The 19,396-nt window shown below is 41.5% G+C and carries 23 protein-coding genes and 1 tRNA gene; 13 read left to right on the forward strand and 11 right to left on the reverse strand.

Annotation, left to right across the window (positions count from 1 at the left end; translation table 11 throughout):
- The first annotated feature begins 66 nt into the window (after positions 1-66).
- Positions 67-666: a guanylate kinase gene (gene gmk / locus ACFFAP_RS03825; RefSeq protein WP_375510005.1), complete on the forward strand. Its 600-nt coding sequence runs from the start codon at positions 67-69 to the stop codon at positions 664-666.
- 64 nt (positions 667-730) lie between these two features.
- On the opposite strand, the gene ACFFAP_RS03830 is transcribed toward gmk, so the two are convergent.
- The 3 genes from ACFFAP_RS03830 to ACFFAP_RS03840 form a co-directional block, all read right to left on the reverse strand.
- Positions 731-1,252 (reverse strand): photosystem I reaction center protein subunit XI, encoded by a 522-nt coding sequence (locus tag ACFFAP_RS03830; protein ID WP_375509978.1) that lies wholly within the window; start codon positions 1,250-1,252, stop codon positions 731-733.
- A gap of 235 nt (positions 1,253-1,487) precedes the next feature.
- Positions 1,488-1,622 (reverse strand): Photosystem I reaction center subunit IX, encoded by a 135-nt coding sequence (locus ACFFAP_RS03835; protein WP_375509979.1) that lies wholly within the window; start codon positions 1,620-1,622, stop codon positions 1,488-1,490.
- 39 nt (positions 1,623-1,661) lie between these two features.
- Positions 1,662-2,159: a Photosystem I reaction center subunit III gene (locus ACFFAP_RS03840; protein WP_375509980.1), complete on the reverse strand. Its 498-nt coding sequence runs from the start codon at positions 2,157-2,159 to the stop codon at positions 1,662-1,664.
- Between the two features lie 271 nt (positions 2,160-2,430).
- On the opposite strand from ACFFAP_RS03840, the gene tsaD reads away from it, so the two are divergent.
- Positions 2,431-3,480, forward strand: a complete 1,050-nt coding sequence (tsaD, locus tag ACFFAP_RS03845) for a tRNA (adenosine(37)-N6)-threonylcarbamoyltransferase complex transferase subunit TsaD (RefSeq protein ID WP_375510006.1) — start codon at positions 2,431-2,433, stop codon at positions 3,478-3,480.
- 77 nt (positions 3,481-3,557) lie between these two features.
- Here tsaD and ACFFAP_RS03850 read toward each other — a convergent pair whose 3' ends face one another.
- Positions 3,558-4,475: an alpha/beta fold hydrolase gene (locus ACFFAP_RS03850; protein ID WP_375509981.1), complete on the reverse strand. Its 918-nt coding sequence runs from the start codon at positions 4,473-4,475 to the stop codon at positions 3,558-3,560.
- Between the two features lie 167 nt (positions 4,476-4,642).
- Positions 4,643-5,362, reverse strand: a complete 720-nt coding sequence (locus ACFFAP_RS03855; RefSeq protein WP_100899857.1) for a hypothetical protein — start codon at positions 5,360-5,362, stop codon at positions 4,643-4,645.
- Positions 5,363-5,931: 569 nt separating this feature from the next.
- Between ACFFAP_RS03855 and ACFFAP_RS03860 the strand changes: the two genes are divergently transcribed.
- The 9 genes from ACFFAP_RS03860 to ACFFAP_RS03900 all read left to right on the forward strand — a co-directional run bounded on the left by ACFFAP_RS03860 (position 5,932) and on the right by ACFFAP_RS03900 (position 13,558).
- Positions 5,932-6,483: a GNAT family N-acetyltransferase gene (locus ACFFAP_RS03860; RefSeq protein ID WP_375509982.1), complete on the forward strand. Its 552-nt coding sequence runs from the start codon at positions 5,932-5,934 to the stop codon at positions 6,481-6,483.
- A gap of 301 nt (positions 6,484-6,784) precedes the next feature.
- A tRNA-Pro gene (locus ACFFAP_RS03865) sits at positions 6,785-6,858 on the forward strand.
- A gap of 603 nt (positions 6,859-7,461) precedes the next feature.
- Positions 7,462-8,280 (forward strand): Tic22 family protein, encoded by an 819-nt coding sequence (locus ACFFAP_RS03870; protein WP_375509983.1) that lies wholly within the window; start codon positions 7,462-7,464, stop codon positions 8,278-8,280.
- A gap of 25 nt (positions 8,281-8,305) precedes the next feature.
- Positions 8,306-9,193, forward strand: coding sequence for a peptide chain release factor N(5)-glutamine methyltransferase (prmC, locus tag ACFFAP_RS03875; protein WP_375509984.1), 888 nt, complete (start codon positions 8,306-8,308; stop codon positions 9,191-9,193).
- A gap of 714 nt (positions 9,194-9,907) precedes the next feature.
- Positions 9,908-10,615, forward strand: coding sequence for a hypothetical protein (locus ACFFAP_RS03880; RefSeq protein ID WP_375509985.1), 708 nt, complete (start codon positions 9,908-9,910; stop codon positions 10,613-10,615).
- 2 nt (positions 10,616-10,617) lie between these two features.
- On the forward strand, positions 10,618-11,298 hold the full coding sequence (locus ACFFAP_RS03885) for a hypothetical protein (protein WP_375509986.1): 681 nt from the start codon (positions 10,618-10,620) through the stop codon (positions 11,296-11,298).
- Positions 11,298-11,696: a hypothetical protein gene (locus tag ACFFAP_RS03890; protein ID WP_375509987.1), complete on the forward strand. Its 399-nt coding sequence runs from the start codon at positions 11,298-11,300 to the stop codon at positions 11,694-11,696. The genes ACFFAP_RS03885 and ACFFAP_RS03890 overlap by 1 nt, the downstream gene beginning before the upstream one ends.
- A gap of 244 nt (positions 11,697-11,940) precedes the next feature.
- Entirely contained in the window at positions 11,941-12,522 is a 582-nt protein-coding gene (locus ACFFAP_RS03895) for an L-threonylcarbamoyladenylate synthase (protein ID WP_375509988.1), read from the forward strand.
- Positions 12,523-12,637: 115 nt separating this feature from the next.
- Positions 12,638-13,558 (forward strand): sensor histidine kinase, encoded by a 921-nt coding sequence (locus ACFFAP_RS03900; RefSeq protein WP_375509989.1) that lies wholly within the window; start codon positions 12,638-12,640, stop codon positions 13,556-13,558.
- Here ACFFAP_RS03900 and ACFFAP_RS03905 read toward each other — a convergent pair.
- The 5 genes from ACFFAP_RS03905 to ACFFAP_RS03925 all read right to left on the reverse strand — a co-directional run bounded on the left by ACFFAP_RS03905 (position 13,521) and on the right by ACFFAP_RS03925 (position 18,081).
- Positions 13,521-13,991: a GNAT family N-acetyltransferase gene (locus ACFFAP_RS03905; RefSeq protein ID WP_375509990.1), complete on the reverse strand. Its 471-nt coding sequence runs from the start codon at positions 13,989-13,991 to the stop codon at positions 13,521-13,523. The genes ACFFAP_RS03900 and ACFFAP_RS03905 overlap by 38 nt on opposite strands.
- Positions 13,992-14,088: 97 nt before the next feature.
- Entirely contained in the window at positions 14,089-14,502 is a 414-nt protein-coding gene (locus ACFFAP_RS03910; protein WP_375509991.1) for a hypothetical protein, read from the reverse strand.
- A gap of 72 nt (positions 14,503-14,574) precedes the next feature.
- Positions 14,575-15,552, reverse strand: coding sequence for a protein translocase subunit SecF (gene secF, locus ACFFAP_RS03915; RefSeq protein ID WP_375509992.1), 978 nt, complete (start codon positions 15,550-15,552; stop codon positions 14,575-14,577).
- A complete protein-coding gene (gene secD / locus ACFFAP_RS03920; protein ID WP_375510007.1) occupies positions 15,549-16,967 on the reverse strand; it encodes a protein translocase subunit SecD in 1,419 nt (472 codons plus the stop codon). The genes secF and secD overlap by 4 nt, the downstream gene beginning before the upstream one ends.
- A gap of 130 nt (positions 16,968-17,097) precedes the next feature.
- Entirely contained in the window at positions 17,098-18,081 is a 984-nt protein-coding gene (locus tag ACFFAP_RS03925) for an alpha-ketoacid dehydrogenase subunit beta (RefSeq protein ID WP_012410204.1), read from the reverse strand.
- Positions 18,082-18,419: 338 nt separating this feature from the next.
- Here ACFFAP_RS03925 and ACFFAP_RS03930 point away from each other — a divergent pair, with 338 nt between their 5' ends.
- A complete protein-coding gene (locus ACFFAP_RS03930; protein ID WP_292706907.1) occupies positions 18,420-18,593 on the forward strand; it encodes a DUF6888 family protein in 174 nt (57 codons plus the stop codon).
- A complete protein-coding gene (locus ACFFAP_RS03935; protein WP_375509993.1) occupies positions 18,590-18,802 on the forward strand; it encodes a DUF6887 family protein in 213 nt (70 codons plus the stop codon). Before ACFFAP_RS03930 ends, ACFFAP_RS03935 begins: the two co-directional genes overlap by 4 nt.
- Before the next feature lie 319 nt (positions 18,803-19,121).
- Here the strand turns inward: ACFFAP_RS03935 and ACFFAP_RS03940 are convergent.
- A partial coding sequence (locus ACFFAP_RS03940) for a hypothetical protein (RefSeq protein WP_375509994.1) occupies positions 19,122-19,396 on the reverse strand: 275 nt, incomplete at its 5' end.

The raw sequence follows: 19,396 nt of genomic DNA on the forward strand, positions 1-19,396 counted from the left end.
AATGGACTTGGCCAGGAACACAAGATTAATAAATAATATCTATTGATTGATTCACAGATTGAGGGGATGATGCCAGTTTTACCCATCCAGAGTATTGCTACTACCGAAGAACGCTTACATTTAGGCAGGTTGATTGTCTTAACTGGCCCCAGCGGGGTCGGTAAAGGCACTTTAATGCGATCGCTCCTAAACCGTCATCCGGAATTATATTATTCCGTATCCGTGACGACTCGTTCTCCCCGTCCAGGAGAAATTGATGGTAAAGATTATTACTTTATCAGCCGTAGTAAGTTTGAACAATTACTTGCTGAAGGTGAATTTTTGGAATGGGCAGAATTTGCTGGGAACTATTATGGCACTCCCCGTGAAGCTGTACTTAACCAAATTCATTTTGGAAAGTTGGTGGTGCTAGAAATTGAGCTAGAAGGGGCAAGACAAATTCGTGCTTCCTTCCCCAGTGCCTTCAGCATTTTTATTTTACCGCCTTCTTTTGATGAATTGGAGAAACGCATACGCTCTCGCGCCCAAGATTCTGAAGAAGCGATCGCTCATCGTCTACTCCGCGCCCAAGAAGAAATTCAAGCCGCAGATGAATTTGATATTCAAATCGTTAATGACGATTTTGAAACTGCTTTAAATGACATTGAAGCTGTTTTGTTTAAATAAGTTAAGAGTTAGAAGTTAGGAGTTCAAATTCCTAACTTTTAACTCCTAAGTTCTAATTTCTAAATTAACCAAATAAACCTTGAATTACTCCCAGATTGCCAGTCAAAAAGTAAGCAACTACTGCACCACCAATCCCACCAATTAAGAATGAACTGGCGAAATTGTTCCAGCTTTCTTTAGAGTTAAAAGCATCTGCTGGAGGATTGGGTACAGTAACACTAGGAAGTGCTTTAGGAGGATTGCTATTCGCATACAGGGATAAAGCACCAGTAAGAACAACAACCAAGCCGATGGCTGCCAGTAAACCAGCTAAGTTTGCATTAGCTGTATCCCGCAGTGGGCCTAATTTGGCAAAGGGGCCAAATATCCAGTAACCATGAGCCATGCCAACTTCTAAACCGCGTCTGGCAGGAGAGAGTCCTGGGCGATAGGCAGGTAAGTTATTAATGAACCACTTCACTAAGGGAGAAGCATTTACTGGAGTTTCTAGGTTGCCCTTCTGCGGATCGCGCAATGCGGGAAAAACAACTTCCCGATTTCTGGGATCGCTGGGGAGATTTTTTGATGCATCTACTGCTTGCGCCATATTTTATGTTCGCCTCTAAATTTAAAATGGTGGCATTTTTATATTAATAATAATTGAGGCTAAAGATGCTTTTTGACTGGGAAGTTTAGAAAAGTTAATTTAGCTGCTTTTAAAAGGATGAAACTCGTAAGCTGTTCCCAGCATCACGAGTTTCAAAGAACTATTTTGTTAGTAGTTAGTAGTTACTAGTTAATTGTCAACTAACATAACAAAATTTTTAAATCCTGTCTTCAACTTATGGTAGTGGGTGGAAAAGTAGGTCAGGAAACCAGTTGTTAAATAAAATCAACAAAATGGCTGTAAAAACCAAATTGACAAAAAGCAAAACTGGTCCCAAGGATAGATATTTAACGAAAAAATTTTGCTGCATGAATCATTCTCCCAAATAAATAAAAAGTTGTAGGAAGGGTTAGCGTGGCGAAATGGGAATTTCTGTATCTTTAGCTACTAATTCGCCAGACAGAAATTCTTTTACGGCTGCTACAGGCCAAGTAAAGCCTGAGAGCATAATTGGCAGTGCCAAAGGCACTTCAATGATTACTTCTTTCAATTCCACGTTGCTGCCTTGTTTCTTGATCGCTTGCAGGTAAGCACGACCTACCCAACCAATCCAACCAGCAATATAGAGGAAGAGAATGCCGGGAATTAGGAAGTCACCAGCATGATCTAGACGACCATCAGGAATCAAGTGGGGGTAACCCTCAGGCCCGCACAGCGCCTGAGAATAACGCTCAAATCGCTTTATCCCAGATTGGGGGTCACCTGTGGTATTACGGGCATTAGCTGCTAGCTGTTGAAAAGCGGGATTGTCCCTGCACGGTGTCAAATTAGCCCCTAAAGCTTTTGCTGGGGGGGCAAAATTGAACCAAAGACAAATCGCTAAAATCAAAGCAAACAATCGTCGCATAGAGTTGTTTCCTTTTATTACAAAACAAAAAGTTCTTTGTACAAAACGAAGCGGCTTGTACAGTTGTTTATTTGCATAACTAGGAAGTCATCATACTCTTGGGTGGGAACCGAGTAAAGTTTAAGTAAATAAAAGTTAAAGCTTCTCAACCAAGTCTTTATCGAGTGCTAAGTGGTGAAAACGAGTCTTGAGTATAAGAATTGTTGTTGTAGGGTAGTAAAGAAGCAAGATTTTGTCTCTAATACTCAAAACTCAGCACTCAGCACCCTCAATGGCAACCGTTTTAGCAATAGAAACCAGTTGTGATGAAACAGCAGTCGCAATTGTTAACAATCGTAAAGTTTGCAGTAGTATTGTAGCCTCGCAAATTCCAGTCCATCAGCAGTATGGCGGGGTAGTGCCGGAAGTAGCGTCTCGCGAACACTTGGAAACGATAAATGTTGCGATCGCTCAAGCCTTGGAGCAAGCCCAACTAGACTGGGAGAAAATTGACGCAATTGCCGCCACTTCTGCCCCTGGACTTGTAGGAGCGCTGTTAGTGGGGTTAACTGCTGCCAAAACCCTAGCGATGGTACACAACAAACCATTTTTGGGAGTTCATCACCTAGAAGGTCACATTTACGCAACTTATTTGAGCGAACCAAGTTTAAATCCCCCTTTCTTGAGTTTATTAGTTTCTGGCGGACATACAAGCTTGATTTATGTCAAAGATTGTGGTAGCTACGAAACGCTAGGACAAACTCGTGATGATGCTGCGGGTGAAGCCTTTGATAAAGTGGCGCGATTGTTAAAGCTGGGTTATCCGGGTGGGCCAATAATTGACAAGTTGGCACAACAGGGAAATCCCCAAGCCTTTGCCCTACCAGAAGGAAAAGTTTCTTTACCTGGTGGGGGATTTCATCGTTATGATGCAAGTTTTAGTGGATTAAAAACGGCTGTATTGCGTTTAGTGCAGCAGTTAGAGAAAGATGGTGGACAAGTACCAGTGGCAGATGTAGCAGCTAGCTTTCAGGAAACTGTGGCGCGATCGCTAACTAAAAGAGCGATCGCATGTGCCCTAGACTATGGTCTAGACACAATTGCAATTGGTGGCGGTGTAGCAGCTAATAGCGGCTTGAGAAAAAACCTCCAAGCCGCCGCCGTTGAACATAACCTACACGTCCTATTCCCACCTCTAAAATTCTGTACCGATAACGCCGCCATGATCGGCTGTGCCGCCGCCGAACATCTATCTCGTGGTCATACATCCCCCCTCACACTAGGGGTTGAGTCTAGGTTAGCCCTTACCCAGGTGATGAAGTTGTATCAACCTATTGAGTAGTAATTAGTCATTAGTCATTAGTCAAGAGAGAAGAACTTTCTGTTTGCTCCAATGCCCCATGCCCAATGCCCTATGCTTTATGCCCTATAACTATTGACTATTGACCGGATGTGAGCAGCCACTGCATCCGGCTGTTCCAACATAGCCAGGTGTCCGCAATCAGGAATTTCCAAAACATTGTCACCACAATATTGGAATAGTCTGTGAAAACTAGCTAAATGGCGCACATACTTGGGTTCCATAACCTTATCTTCAGCACCAGCCAAAAAATAAACTGGCTGCTTCAATTGGGATACTAGCTCAGGTAAACGATTGATTTCTTCTTCGGTTGTGGAGTCTAACAGACTTCCAAGAGCTGCTTCCGGGTCAGCCACAACGAAATCAATCAACCGTTGACGTGCCCAATAGCGCTCCAAAGGATGTGCCACACTGGCTCTGGTAAACAGCAAATCAATCAAAGGTACTTGGGAGAGCCAGCGCGGGCGGACTTGCAAAAATTTCTGACCCGCCGAGCGAAACTGCTCAAAGGCTTCTTTGAGGTAAATACCGCCGCCAGCGTTGATACAGATCACTCCCTTAACACATTCAGGTATTTGATCTGCTCCCCAAAGAGCGATCGTGCCTCCCAAAGAGTGACCAATGAGCCAAGCACTGTTAATATTCAGCTGTTTCATGAGAATTGCTAAATCCTGAGCATACGCAGCCGGAGTATAAAGAGAATCGATTGTTGAGCCAAGCGCACTACTGGAGATGGGCGTCAGGCTCAAAGACATTTCTGCCCGACTAAAATCGGTTTTTACCTGAGACTGGGATTCACCAAAACCCCGCAAATCATAGGAAAGGCACTGCAAATCATCTGATAGGCGGGAAATCACAGGTTGCCAATATCCACGGCTATTGAGCCAACCGTGGATAAATACTAAAGCATCGGGGCAGGAAGTGGGAGCCGTTAGCTCGTATGCGTGTGGAACGCCCAAGATTTCGATAGTTGCCATATTTATATCGTACCCTTAAGGGCAGGTGCGACTAAATACGGAGTGCGAAGAGTTAGAAATTAGAAGTCAGGAGTTATAAATTTTTAATTACGAATTACGTAGCTTGCTTCTCGCCGGAAACGAGTATTACGAATTACGAATTATTTAACTCATAACTCATAACTTTTTTATTTATCCAGCAACCTCTGTCGCACCCCTTCAGCAATTTTGTGACCCAGATATTCAGGAATAAGGCTTTCATTCGGCCCTAACAAGTAGAGAATTAGCCGTGTACGTCCTCGCCAAACCAGTAAATTTGCATTGACTACCAGCAGGTCTTCCTGCCAGATGGCGTACATCACTTTGTAGAATAATCCTGGTTGATTATCGGCTTCAATCATTAGAGCAGGGAGATGAAAGACCGGATCGACATAGAACTCAGTTTGTACTTGCTCTAAACCAGTATCAAGATTGAATTCTACTGCCAGCATCTCTTCTACCTCAAACCGACCTCCTAAAGCCTCGCGAATAGCACGACAGACATTTTCTGCGGTTTTCTCGGTCAAGGCTTTACTACCACGAGATACCAACAGTTTGATAAAAACTAACATTGGCGGACGGATCTGACCGTATAGACTCAGACCGTGAATAGTCAACCCATAAGCTGCTAGTACACCAAAAATATCGCTGAGAAGAAAAGACTGGTTGCGGTAAGCAAAATGCAGGGCACTTTTGCTACCTTCAGGTTTCAGCTCAATAACAGCGCGTCTAGTTTTATAGAGACGGTAGGCTAGCCGCAAATTTTGCAGTTGAATCTCACTGCTGACGAATTGCTCATAAAACTGGGGAAACGCTCGGTTAAAGCGTTTTAAGAGTTCCAGTGTCGAAGATTTTAAACCAGAAGCCATTGTTAAGGGTAAGACTCGCTTGCTTTCATCACTTGGGGACTAGGGGCTGGATGTTGAAAACTGGGGATTGGGGAAGAATTTTCTTAAATACTTAGGATTTATGCAGAATATATCCCCCAACCTCCTTAACAAGTTGGCTCTTTCAGATCCCCCCCAATTAATCGGGGGTTAGGGGGGAGTGCGCTTCGCGCACGCTACGCGAACGAGGTTTCAGGTTTTCACTGCGTAAGTCCTAATACTCAATCTCTTGTATACAATTCACTCCTAAGCTAACGTGCATTTAAGCTCTATACGAGCAATTGCCAGGATTAAGTTTTTCCATTTTGAATTTTGAATTATTTATATCTTTACCCGTTTGGTGAATTTCTCCTAGCCTTTACAACAAAATGCTAAAGTTGAAAATGATTGGTGTGAAAAACGACCTAACTGGCTATTACCATTGCAAATCCCGAAAACAACCGAAAAAATTTGAGTGTAAAGGGTAGTAAATTGGGGTAGCTATGTTAGACGTGAATCAACACTCCTGAGAGTGGAAACCAATTCAGTTATACTACCCGAACCACGTTGGCATGGGTTTTTGGAAAACTTGGTTTAGTACTCCTGAATCTGTAGCGACAAGTAGGACAAACCCCTTTGAAGAACATAGAGCGGATGCTGCGGGCAATTCCAACCCCAGCAGCCTTAGCGAAGCTTCTTCAAAGGAGGCTCGCATCGTCTTTAGTACGGAACGAGATATTGACCTGTATGAGCTAGAAGAACTCTGTGATGCAGTTGGTTGGTCGCGTCGCCCTCTAAGAAAAGTGAAAAAAGCTATTGAGCATAGTTTTCTTGTCGCCTCAATGTGGCAGGTGAGAGGAAACCAAAAGCGGCTCATTGGTTTTGCCCGTGCTACTTCAGATCACGCGTTTAATGCCACTATTTGGGATGTGGTGGTTCACCCAGACTTTCAAAGTCAAGGACTGGGCAAGGCACTGATGAAATACGTTCTCAAAAAACTTAGGAGTGAAGAAATTAGTAATGTCACTCTCTTCGCCGACCCCCATGTTGTAGATTTCTACCGGACTATGGGGTTTATGGCTGATCCAGAAGGCATTAAAGGCATGTTCTGGTATCCTCACTAACGCTCAATCAAAATAAAACCCGATTTATCAATAAAATCAGGTCAAATGGTGAAAATCTATTATTTTGATGTGGTTTTGCTTTTTTTCAGCCGACGAAGGCGCAAGTATATATCTTGTAAAACTAAGTCGGCAAAAAACCTTTATCAGTGAAACAATGTAATCTATCTTGATCTTTGGCAAAGGATAAAAAAGATTAGGCATAAGCGGTCTGATGTGATATAGTTACCTTAATGCTTTTGGTAAGGCGTGATCGCTTTGATAGGAAATTACAACCAAACCACAAAAAGCAGATAAGTGTAAACGGGATGTAGCGCAGCTTGGTAGCGCGCCTGCTTTGGGAGCAGGATGCCGCAGGTTCAAATCCTGTCATCCCGATTTAAGTAATATTTTTAACGGCTGAGGCGATTGACTAGAGTTCTGTTGCGAAGATGTGCAATGAAATTGTACATTTTTACCGATAAAAACAAATTGCCTGTTATAGTGTTGAGTTAGGTGTTGAAGCCTAACAGGCAAATTTCGCTTTTAAGCAGTAATATATTCCTGAGACTAAGCTCTGTATAAATTTGAGAAGATATTAAAGCAAGGGCGATGGAACGATTGATTAAGTAATAGCGTCATCCGATATTAGAGAAAGCCGATAAAATGGCATTTATCATCTCCAAGGTCGAGAGACAGAGAGACTTGTTGACTGTTTGAGAAGACATATAATAGGCATCTACAGCATTTCGTTGTGAATAGCAAAACGGAATCGAGAAAAACACAACTTTGGCACAGTCAATTTTTCTAAATGCTACTATAGCAACCCTAAATAGTTGCGGAATATTGGATTTTGACCTTTGAGGATTAACACGCAACCTCAACGCGCACAATGAATTTTTCACAATTGAAATAGATTGCTATATAACTAAAGCTAGTTGGTGCTGTGCAACATCCAACCATTTGTTTAATTAATTGGACTATTAATGCAAAGGAGCAATCATGAAATCATTTATTCGCTTGGGCGCAACATTGGGTATAGCTGGCACTGTATTTTTAACGGGGCTTTCAGGAATAGGCAATCTACCAGGAATAGGCAATCAAGAGGCGATCGCGTTGCCACAAGACCAGGTAGTGAAAAAGCTCCAAGAAGTACCTGTATTCACGCTCACCAATCCTAAAGGCGAATTCGTAGTTCTTTCGAGGAACAACGCATCCAAGCCAATCTCTCAAGTGGGATTTTTTATTAGCAAGCAAGATGCTCAAAAATTCCTTGACAATCGGCTTAAGAAAGAAAACCCCCAGTTGGCAAGCACGCTACAGGTAAGACCTTTGTCCTTGGCAGACTACTATAAAATAGTCCAAGAAAGCAAAAAGAAATCAGACTCTGTAATTTATACTTTAGTACCGACGCAAGCACAGGTAGCTTCGGCAACAAGTATGCTGAATCAAAATGGTAAAAAAGGGGAGCAATTCAATGGTATTCCCTTATTTGTACCCAAATTTAAGAAAGATAATAGCTATTTGACCATTCCCGTCCCCAACGGCAAGGAGCGGTATATCCCTTTCTTTTTTGAGAAAGAGCAAGCAGCCGCTCTGTTAGACGAATTCAAAAAAGCCGTGCCAAAGGAAGCAGCCAACACTGAAATTCAGGTGGTGGATTTGTACGGTGTTATGGAGGCTCTCAATAGCAGTACTGACCCTAGTATAAATAAAATTGTTCTCTATCCATCGCGGGAGTCCATCAATTTTATTCGCTCGCTTGCACCGAATCAATCTCCAGCTGCCAAGCCTGCTACTGCACCCGCTCCGAAAAAATAACGGTAATGCACTCCAAGGTTGAGGCATGGGGGAGAAACATCTGATATCTGGTTTACAACTATGGCAGTGGCGCAATACTGCTCACCAAGCAGCGATCGCCACTGATGTCCCACCAGCCGAGGTAGATTGGCTGCTCTTAGAAGTTGCTGGATTAGACCGCTTGGCACTGCGTTTAGAGTCTTTTAAAAACTGGCCTCAAATTCAGCTGCAATTGCCTCTAGAAGAGTTAGACCAACTGTGGCAGAGGCGATTAAATGACCGCTTACCAGTGCAGTATATTGCCGGAGTTACACCTTGGCGTAACTTTCAAATTGCAGTGTCAAGTGCGGTTTTGATTCCCAGACCAGAGACAGAATGCTTAATTGATTTAGCTTTAGCATCTGCTAGAAATGCTTCAGGACACTGGGCTGATTTAGGCACTGGGAGTGGAGCGATCGCTTTGGGACTAGCAGATGTCTTGCCAAAAACAACAATTCATGCAGTTGATTACAGTTTAGAAGCTCTGGCGATCGCCCAAACCAACGCCCGTAATTTAGGTTTTGCTGACCGGATTAAATTTTATCAAGGTTCCTGGTGGGAGCCACTGACATTTTTCAAAGGTCAGTTCAGTGGTATGGTGTCAAACCCCCCTTACATACCCACCAGTACCTTACCTACTCTGCAACCAGAAGTAGTTAACCATGAACCACATCTAGCTTTGGATGGTGGCAGTGATGGCTTAGATTGCATTCGCCATTTGATAGAAATCTCCCCTAGTTATTTGCAACCTGGCGCCGTGTGGCTGATTGAGATGATGGCTGGACAGGCAGATACAGTGCGAGAACTTTTGCAAAATCAAGGTAGCTATTGTAAAATCCAAATTCACGCTGATTTAGCTGGAATTGAACGCTTTGCCATAGCTTATAGAAGTTAGAAGTGATGAGTGAGAAATTATGAGTTTGGTAATTGGTCAAGACTTATGTTATCTAGTATGACAGTGACTGGGATGAGGTAGAGCAAATCTACTTCCCAATTCCACCTGGAGGTGTGATCGCATTTTTCATCTTGCCACTGCAGTAATTTACGTCTGCTGGCGATCGCCACCGCGCACACGCTTCAAAGCCTGATATCTTCATAAAACCTTGTTTGTCACTTTACATTAGTAGCTAAACAACAAGCTACAATATATGGTAATTTCAGTTTGTAGAGATATCAATAAAGAAGTTTATTGAAAATAACTCAAATTTCATTATAAAGATTGGATTTCAAGCGCAGAGCTAAGACACAGCCTAGTCAGGTTGGTTGTAATTCTGATTAGTCATATTTTTTGCATAATCAGGGTAGAAAAACTAAAACCTGTAGCTAGCCGCCAATTATTCTAGATTATATTGTATTTTTTTTTACAGATTATTTATATTCGCGGCTTATTTTTGTTTACTATGTATGTCATACAGAGTTAGAAACTTTACATATTTTACTTGCTAATTGTAGTAAATTAATGCTATTAGCAAAATTATTGAGGCTAAAGCCTTAATAATTGTGTTGTACAAGAAGCTAAACATACGAAACAAAAACTGTATGTATGAATCCTTAGAGCCAAAGCTTTTATTTTACAGGGCTTGTGTAGTTAATTTCTGGTAGTTGCAAGATGCTTCAGGCGCAAGACTTAAACCTAGTTACACTTCAATTATCGATTTTTACACCAAATATTTCTTCCTTTGCTGCTTCAAAGGCTTTAGGTATTCTTTTAAGTAAATATTCCCAAAGATATGATGGTGATGTCCAGGCACTACCTCTACCGGAAGAAGTTCCTTTAGAGGTTCCTAGAATAGTGTTGCAAAGTAAAGATAGAGCTTATAGGTTAGAAATTTCACCTGCGCGAATTAATTCTCTATGGTTAAGAACTGACAATGTACAAACAGAAACAGAAGAAATTGTTGATATTTGCAAGGAAGTATTAGAATATTACATTCAGTCAATGCAAATAGAAGTTAACCGCTTGGGCTTGGTTACAATAAGAGTTCATCAAACCCAAAAACCAGCAACTTTGTTAATTGAGAAATTTTGTAAGCCAGAATTAATAGATCAAGTTTTTTCCTCCTCTGATAACTTTGAAATTCACAACCATTCTATTAAAAATATAGAAAATTTTGTGGTTAATGTGTGGACTCGGTGTAAAAGTGGATTGATAGCAAACAATAATCAAACGCATTCAGCACTAATAGTAGAACAAGATTTAAATACAGCACAAGACTTGGAAGAGCGCAAGTTCAATCTTGAGGAAATAAAAAGTTTTTTTAGTCTTATGCAGCTTGAATCACAAGCTATTTTACAACTTTATTTTCCAAATAATTAGATATGATAGCTATACTAGATTCACAAAACCAGTCCGCAAAAGATACAGAAGAAAGTATTATTGAATATTCAATTAAACGATATGTTCAAGCTTCAATTACTAAAGGTGTTACAAATTTTGATAGTTTAACAAAGACTAAAGTTACTAGCAAACAATCAGCTTATGTTCAAGTTTCTACATCGGATAAAGTTTCAAAAATCTTAGCGATTATTAAATCTCTTGAGAAATTAAAAGAAGATATTCAACCTAGAAAACAAGATCCTGTTGAAATATTCTCCAGAAGATATCTATCTAGCTTTGCGGGATCAAGTTATTCATCGAATGAGGCATTAAAAATCACTCAAGAACGCCTGATTGAACTTTGGCAAGAAGATGAAGAAGATGAATACGGTATTGTAAGGCCTACTGTTTATGCTTTTGATAAAGCGTGGAGCATTATTACTGAAGCGTCACAATTTTTGAAAGATTCTTTTAGAAAAGCGTCTGTTTCTACGGATGACGAAGGAGGTATTCGACTGACCTGGACTAAACTTGAACCAGAAGCCGAAGTTCGTCTGATTTGTCCTTGTGACCACTCTAAAGAAGTATATTTGTACCATGAGAAAGATTCAGAATATAATATTGTCAAGAATGTCACAGGATTCAATTTAGCGAGTTGGTTAGACTGGCTCAATCAGGTGTGATGGATGGTGAACAATCTACTAGTGGCAAGAAAGAATATAAGCCATTGTCATGTAGCGCCATTGTTTACAGAGCATTGCTTAGAAAACAATGGATAGATAAAGATACAGAAAGAGTAAAAGCGGATGCTTATTTTTTACGTAAAAATAAAAATGAAAAAGGTCTTTCAGTTAATATTGCCGCACACTGCTTAGGGGAGCAGTGTGCGGCAAAGTTTAACAAGTGTTTTGCACTAGCAAGTTTGCACGTAGGACGCATTCGTGATTTAGGGTTAGATGTGATACAAGACTCTTCAGACCATGCTAATATAATTGGCCTACCTGATGTTAATGATGATGCAGTTACGGCTGAACGTCTTGCGGGTTTACTGGCAAAACAATCACGAATTATAAATCTGTAAATGCAAAATTGAGAACAATGGCAAAACCAGAAGAATTCGCGTGTCAGTCACACTTGGAGAACAAATTTTGTCATCTACCAGGGTAATAGATTCTAGCATTGAGCCAGACCAATAGTTGGCTTTCCGGGCTACTGGCGGCAAGAGTAAAATCGGGAACAAATAACAAAACCAAGGCTATTAACATGGTAGAGCCTCGTTCATCCGCAACAACAGTAAAATTTGTGGACGAATATTGTCAGTAAACATGACCCAAGTTTCTCTAACAAATCTAATAGCTGGCGCACGTGCTGGGCTTTTGGTGAGCTTTCCCACCGATACTGTTCCTGCACTTGCAGCTATACCAGAAAAAGCAGCATTAATTTTTACGGCGAAGCAACGCAGTCAGGATAAACCTTTGATTTTGATGGCGGCTAGGGCTGAGGATTTGTGGCTGTATGTTAAAGGTAATAAGAATGAGTGTAAAGTTTGGCAAGAATTTGCAGATAAATATTGGCCAGGAGGGTTGACGCTAGTTTTACCAGCTTCAGATAGCGTTCCAAAAGTAATGAACCCTATTGATCCAACGACAATTGGTATTCGAGTACCAAACAGTGCGATCGCTCAAACTATTTTGGCCCAAACAGGCCCCCTTGCTACTACTAGCGCCAATTTTTCTGGTCAGCCGCCTTTGCAAACGATGACAGAAATTGAGGTTCAGTTTCCCAAGGTTCTGACTCTAGAATACCAAGGTGAAATGCCAGGGGTGGGTGTACCTTCCACCGTTGCTAAATGGACAGGAATAAATTGGCAGATTTTGCGGCGAGGTGCGATAAATTTAGATATTTGAGTGATAACCAAATATAGGTCGCTATAATGTTGTTTTCGTAGTTTTGACAACAGAGAAATCTGGAACTTTGGTTTGCGCTGTTGTGATCAATTAACAAGTTAATAATTGCCAGATTATGAATTGGAGCAACTGGATATATCTAGGAGCAGGAATAGCACTAGGTATGGTTTTCCGTCAGTTATTTGTGCGCTCGTCAAATGTTTCATCTAGCTCATCCCCAGTAGCGCCATTAGATCAAGAAGATATGCCACTAATATCGCAACAGCTACAGCAAACGCAGCTGGCATACCAGATGGCAAGTGAAATGAGCCACTTTAAAGGTGGTTTTTTGGCGCGGACTACCCATGAATTGCGATCGCCCCTCAGTGGTCTGATAGGCTTGCATCAGTTAATTTTGTCGGATCTTTGTGAAGATCCGGCTGAAGAGCGAGAATTTATTGCCCAAGCTTACGAACGAACGCTGAAGCTACTCAAGCTGATGGATGAAATTCTCAGCGTTGCCAGAACTGAACACGGTACTAATAAATTAGATATTCAGCCCAGACCGTTAGCCCAAGTTTTGCAAGAGGTTCATAACTTAACTTATATGCTGGCGGCCAATCGCAATTTTCCCTTGCAATTGTTACCCGCCGACCCAGAAATTTATGTTTTGGCAGATTACCTCTGGCTCCGCCAAATATTGATAAGTTTAATCGACACTGCCATTACTCAAATGCAGGAAGGAAGCATCTATATTTCTAGCAACACAGTGCCTACAAGTAATTTTGTAAACATTTGGTTGGATGTACCAACCCATGCCATACCCTGGAGCGAAGCGATTGATTTGATTAAATCTGAAAATCAGCCGACCGAGATTGACCAACGAAAAGCTGCTCTTTCCCCAGGAATGAGGCTATTAATCAATCAGACTCTGGTGGAAGTTATGGGAGGAAAGTTAGAAATCCTGCCCTCGACGATTGCGAAGGAATCACATCAAGAGATTAGCAGACTACAAATCTCTATGCCCCTAGTGATTCCTGAAGCTGAACTTCTGTAGCAGGAACGAAAGCAGGGTTAGCTAAGTTGTGTAACACCATCGTAGTGGTAGTATTGGGTTGAAAACCAATCTTTTCGTAGAAACCCTGCTGCTGAGTAGTCATTAGGTAAATACGCTCAACCCGCCTCATGCGGGGATGACTCAAAACGGTTTCGACTAACTTGCTTCCCAGCCCACTACTTTGATACTCTGGATGAATCACAACATCCCAAATTGTGGCGCGATATATGCCATCAGATGTTGCTCTAGCAAAGCCAATGAGTCGATCGCGAAGGCAAACAGAAATCACTGGCTCACTGTTGGCAATGGCTATACCTAAATCTTCAATACTGCGACCTTTTGCCCAGAAAGCTGAAATGTTTAACAGTTCTTGGAGTTGGTAAAGGTCAATTTCAGACTTGCGATCACTAAATTGAATCTGAGACTCGTTCATGTATGGCATCCAGTCTTGGCAATATCTTTGTATATTTAAGTCATATTTTGCAAGAAATTGCTGTACGTATATATGTATATGCAACGAGAAAGAAAGTTTAATGACAAACCCACTTCCATAGAGGATGAGTTGCCCCCTGCTGACGTATCCGATAAACTTGTTTTTCTAAACGTTGTTTTTCCTGTTCTGGTAGTCCGAGTAAGATATTTCGACTTTGCCAAACTAAAACAGCAGCAGTCATCCCAATACAAAAAGCTAAACCGAAGGTAGACAGTGGATGGTATAAGAGTCCATATCGCACCGCTACCCAGGTAAAATATTGTTGCCACAGAGAAATTTCTGCACGTAGACCCCACAAGCTAACAGGCGCAATGGTGAGCCACAAAAAGCCGACAAACAGCCACCTGCCATATATTGTCAGCTGGTGTAGCCTTTGTACTTGTTGAGCAAATGATGGGTCAGATTTTTCCAAGTCTGGGGCAGTAATTAATGGTTCTTCCTGTTGATCCATAGGGGAATAAGATTGCAATGCATGGGTGAGCAATTCAAAATGCTTTCACCCAATTGTTAAATATAGACAAGTTTAACTATCCTGGGAACTGGCAGATGTATCAATCGGCTCTGCTTTGTCTAGCACCTGGGATTGACTCCTGCGCTCTCGCCACCAAGCAAGGAGAGTACTGGCGATGAAAATACTTGAATATGCACCCATTGTAAATCCAATAATTAAGGCAAGGGCAAAGTTTCTCAGGGTTTCACCACCAAATAGAAATAGGGAAAATAATGTTAGTAAAACGGTTAACGTGGTATTAATTGATCGCGTTAAAGTTTGATTGGTTGCATCATCAACAACTTTGTCAATGCGATCGCCAGGATGTTGATTCAGTATTTCTCGAATGCGATCGTAGATGACCACGGTATCTGTTACCGAGAAACCAGTAATAGTCAAAATAGCAACGACGAAAAGGCTATCAACTTCAATACCTACTACTAATCCTAAGATAGAGAAAACACCCAGCGTAATCAAAACATCATGGAACAAGGCAAGAATTGCGATTACGGCATAGTCCAGCTGGAACCGCACACTTAAATAAATAACGATCCCAGCAAAGGAAACAACCAGAGCTAATAACCCTTGAGAAAATAGCTGACGACCAAGTGTTGGGCCAACGGTGTCAATTTGAGTGGCTTTCGGGTTAAAGACTCCAATTTTTTCACTCAAAGCTGTTTGCAACTGAGTACGTTGATCGACATTTAATGTCTTTGTGCGAATGGATATTCCCTGTTGTTTTTGACCAACAACTTGGATGCTACTATTATTTAGCTTCTCGGCGTCAACTACTTCCCTAACATCAGAAATTCCAATTGGTTGAGTACAGCTGTTTGGTTGTGTACAATCGCGTTCAAATTGTAGTCGCGTACCACCAATAAAATCTAAACTGGGACGTAATGGTGCGCCTAGTTGTTGCCAAGAAATCACCATTGCCACGATGCTAACGATCATCAGGGCGGCAGAAATTGCCCACCAAAGTCTCCGACGTTTGATGACACTAAATTTCATGACTGCACCTCCGCACCAGACTTAATTGACGTTGAGAGATTGGGACAAAACAACTCTGGCTTACGCAAGTTGGGAAATCCCAATGTTAGGAAAAGCAGTGTGCGACTACAAGTAATGGCAGTAAACAAATTCACCCCTAACCCTAGCGCCAATGTCAAAGCAAAGCCTTTAACTAAACCTGCTCCTAACCAAAACAGTGCTGCACAAGAAATTAATGATGTAACATGACTATCTAAAATGCTAGACCAAGCTCGGTAGAATCCTGACTCTACAGAACGATATAAAGTTTTACCACCACGTAGTTCTTCACGGGTGCGCTCAAAAATCAATACGTTAGCATCAACTGCCATACCAATACTGAGGATAAACCCAGCAATACCGGGGAGAGTTAATGTAATGCCTAGCAAAGCGAAAGTGGCATAGGTCAATAGCGCATAGATAATCAAAGAAAAGTCGGCAATTAATCCTGGTAGTCGGTAGTAAACTAACATGAAAATTAATACTAACAGCAATCCGCCGATACCAGCGTAAATACTGCGTTGAATACTATCTTTACCTAAAGTTGCCCCAACGGTACGGTTTTCAACTATTTCTACTGGTACAGGTAATGCACCACCACGTAGCTGCACGCCTAAATCATTGGCTTGTTGTGCGGTAAACCGTCCTGTAATTATGGCAGAGCCACCACTAATACCTGCGGCGGCAAATTCTATACCCACGGTAGGAGCGCTGATCAGTTCATTGTCCAGAAAAACACCAATGCTACGCCCAGTACCGGCAAGATTTTTTGTCAAATTGGCAAACAGTTCACCACCCTGTTGGTCGAAGCGAATGGCAACATGCCAGTTGTTACCTTGACTGGGTTCACCATAGGCATCCTTGAGGTATTTGCCAATTAGCGGTGGATTGGTGCTTTCAAACAATTCTGCGATCGCTTGATTATTTTTTTGTAAATCTTCTTGATTCTTGACAATTGCTACTTTGTCTGTACTCTTTTTTAACTCTTCTTGCTTGGCTTTCAATTCGGTTCTAGATGCTTGGAAAGCAAGCAGTTGAGTTTCTGTATTCGGCTTTTGGGTACGAAATTCTAACTGCGCCGTACCGCCTAGCACCCGTTCGGCTTGCTCTGGATCATTAACTCCTGGTAGTTGCACCAAGATTTTATCTGAGCTGACTGTTTGAATCAGTGGCTCAGAAACACCCAGACCATTAATCCGACCTTCGACAACTTTTTTCACACCTTCCAATTCTCGGTCGGTGATTTTGGGAATATCTGCTGAAGGTTTCACCTGAATTGTGAGCTGTGAGCCTCCGCGCAAGTCTAGCCCAAGAGGTATCGGAATTGTGGCAATCACCGTAATCGCGGCGATTATCAGGACTAAAATCAAAATTAATAGCGATCGCTGTCTTTGCATACCATAACTCGCAACTGACAAACGCTATAATAACGCTCTTTTGAGGAGTTATGAGTTATGAGTTAGGAGTTAGGAATTGTAAATTCATTAAATTATTAACTCCTCACTCCTAACTTTTCACTCCTAACTTTTAAACTCGCAACGCTACCATTTTTTCCACAGCTTCCACTATTTGCTCTGGTTGGATGATTGTTAGTCGTTCCAGGTTGCCGTTGTAAGGCGTGGGGATATCTTGGGAAGAAAGGCGCAGTACTGGCGCATCTAATTCATCAAATAAGCGATCGTTTATTGAAGCGATGACTTCTGCTCCAATACCCGCAGTTCGCATGGATTCTTCTACAACAATAACTTTATGGGTTTTGCGTACTGATGCACCAATAGTATCAAAATCTAATGGCTTCAAGGATATTAAATCGATAACTTCTGGATCATATCCTTGCTTTTCCAAAGTTTTTACAGCTTGCAGCACATGATGCCGCATCCGAGAATAAGTAATAATTGTGACATCTTTTCCTTGACGCACAACTTCTGCTTTATCTAGGGGTAGTAAATATTCTTCTTCTGGTAAATCTTCTTTCAAGTTGTAAAGCAGAACGTGTTCAAAGAACAACACGGGGTTATCATCGCGGATAGCGGATTTCAGTAGTCCTTTAGCGTTTCTTGGTGTGGAGCAGGCAACAATTTTCAACCCTGGCACAGCTTGGAAGTAAGTTTCTAGTCGCTGGGAATGTTCTGCACCTAGCTGGCGTCCCACACCGCCAGGGCCGCGAATTACCATCGGAATTTTAAAGTTACCGCCAGAAGTATAGCGCAGCATCCCAGCGTTGTTGGATATTTGATTGAAGGCGAGCAGTAAAAAGCCCATATTCATGCCTTCAATTATGGGACGCAACCCAGTCATCGCTGCTCCCACTGCCATCCCAGTAAAGCTATTTTCAGCAATAGGGGTATCTAAAATGCGGAGTTCACCATATTTCTGGTACAGGTCTTTGGTAACTTTATAGGAACCGCCGTAGTGTCCGACATCTTCACCGAGAACGAATACGCTCGAATCACGCGCCATTTCTTCATCAATGGCTTCCCGTAAGGCGTTGAAGAATAATGTTTCTGCCATTTAGACCTTTTAGTACGATTATAGTTTTAGAATTTTATCGTGCTGCTGTCGCAAATACGGTGAGCGATCGCACTAGTTAGAGATTGGGTTTTTTAAACGAACCGCTCCAAGTATAGAGCGAGTAATTGCCATAACTATGTCAAAGCTATTTTACTTAGATTTTAGAGGTTTTATGAGCTTTATGAGCGATCGCCTCCCACTCTAGCAAATACGGCTGATTTGTCTATGTAATAAAACGCAGATTTTTGTATAAAATATACTAAAAATTCCCGATTGAAAGATACTAACTTACTCCAGTCATGCCAGGGTAAAAAATTTGTTGTAGCAATAATTTAAATATGCCTACTGTAGAACAATTGAAAACGTTGTTTATCTTAAGTTTTTGGGCTACTAAAATGTATTTACCTGTATTTTTAGTGCGAATCGATGAACGAACAAAAAATCTTGTAATTCTCGCTGGTGAAGAAAATGAAATTATAATTTACCTAGACGGGAAGTGGAGATATGTATGAGTAAACCAGATTTTATGACAATGCCCCGTGTCCAATTGCGTCAATATATCCTTGACCACAGAGAAGATGATCAAGCCTTTCAAACTTATTTAGATCGATTTACCTCTGAAGATGCTGTAATCTTCCCTGCGCCGCAGTCAATAAATGATTTAGAAAACTTCCCAGAGTTGCATCAACAGAACTTAGAAAGACTACGAAAGCAAGCTTAAACCTTCTCCAACAAGACAAACGAAGCTTATCAATATAGATACCCGACTTATCAACAGAAGTCGGGTATTCTACGGTGTACACACAAGTCATCGAATTATCCAAAAATCTTGAAAAACCTCAAATAGTCCTAAGGGACATCCCTCTTTTTACCAAGGAGAGGGAAAGATTTACCCAAGGGTAAAGTGAGGGTGAGGTTTTGATTTGTGAGTTGTAGAGTCAATTTGGATAGGGAATTTTCGATTTGTGTGTACACAGTAGAGCCGGAGGTGGTGGAGATGAGGAGGATAAGAGGTGATAATAGTTATTGAGTGAGCAAACCTAACTTTGAGATGTCGTAATAAAGTTAGCATCGTTATCGAATGTATTCAAAAAAATTAGTAAACATATTTCATCTGGCAGTTTTAGTTTACCTTCCGGCATCACTTTGATCACAAAATCTATAATTGACAACCTTCTTTTTGATATTTTTAAGTTAACTGTGTAACGCTTGCGTAGGCGTAGCCCGTCGTAGACATCGCTATCCCCATAACACCCACTCGAAAGGTTTTTGACGATATACTGTCCAAAGTTGCGTAGGCGAGCATTTACCGCAA

Origin of the sequence: uncultured Nostoc sp. (assembly GCF_964245575.1) — a bacterium.
Lineage (GTDB): Bacteria > Cyanobacteriota > Cyanobacteriia > Cyanobacteriales > Nostocaceae > Nostoc.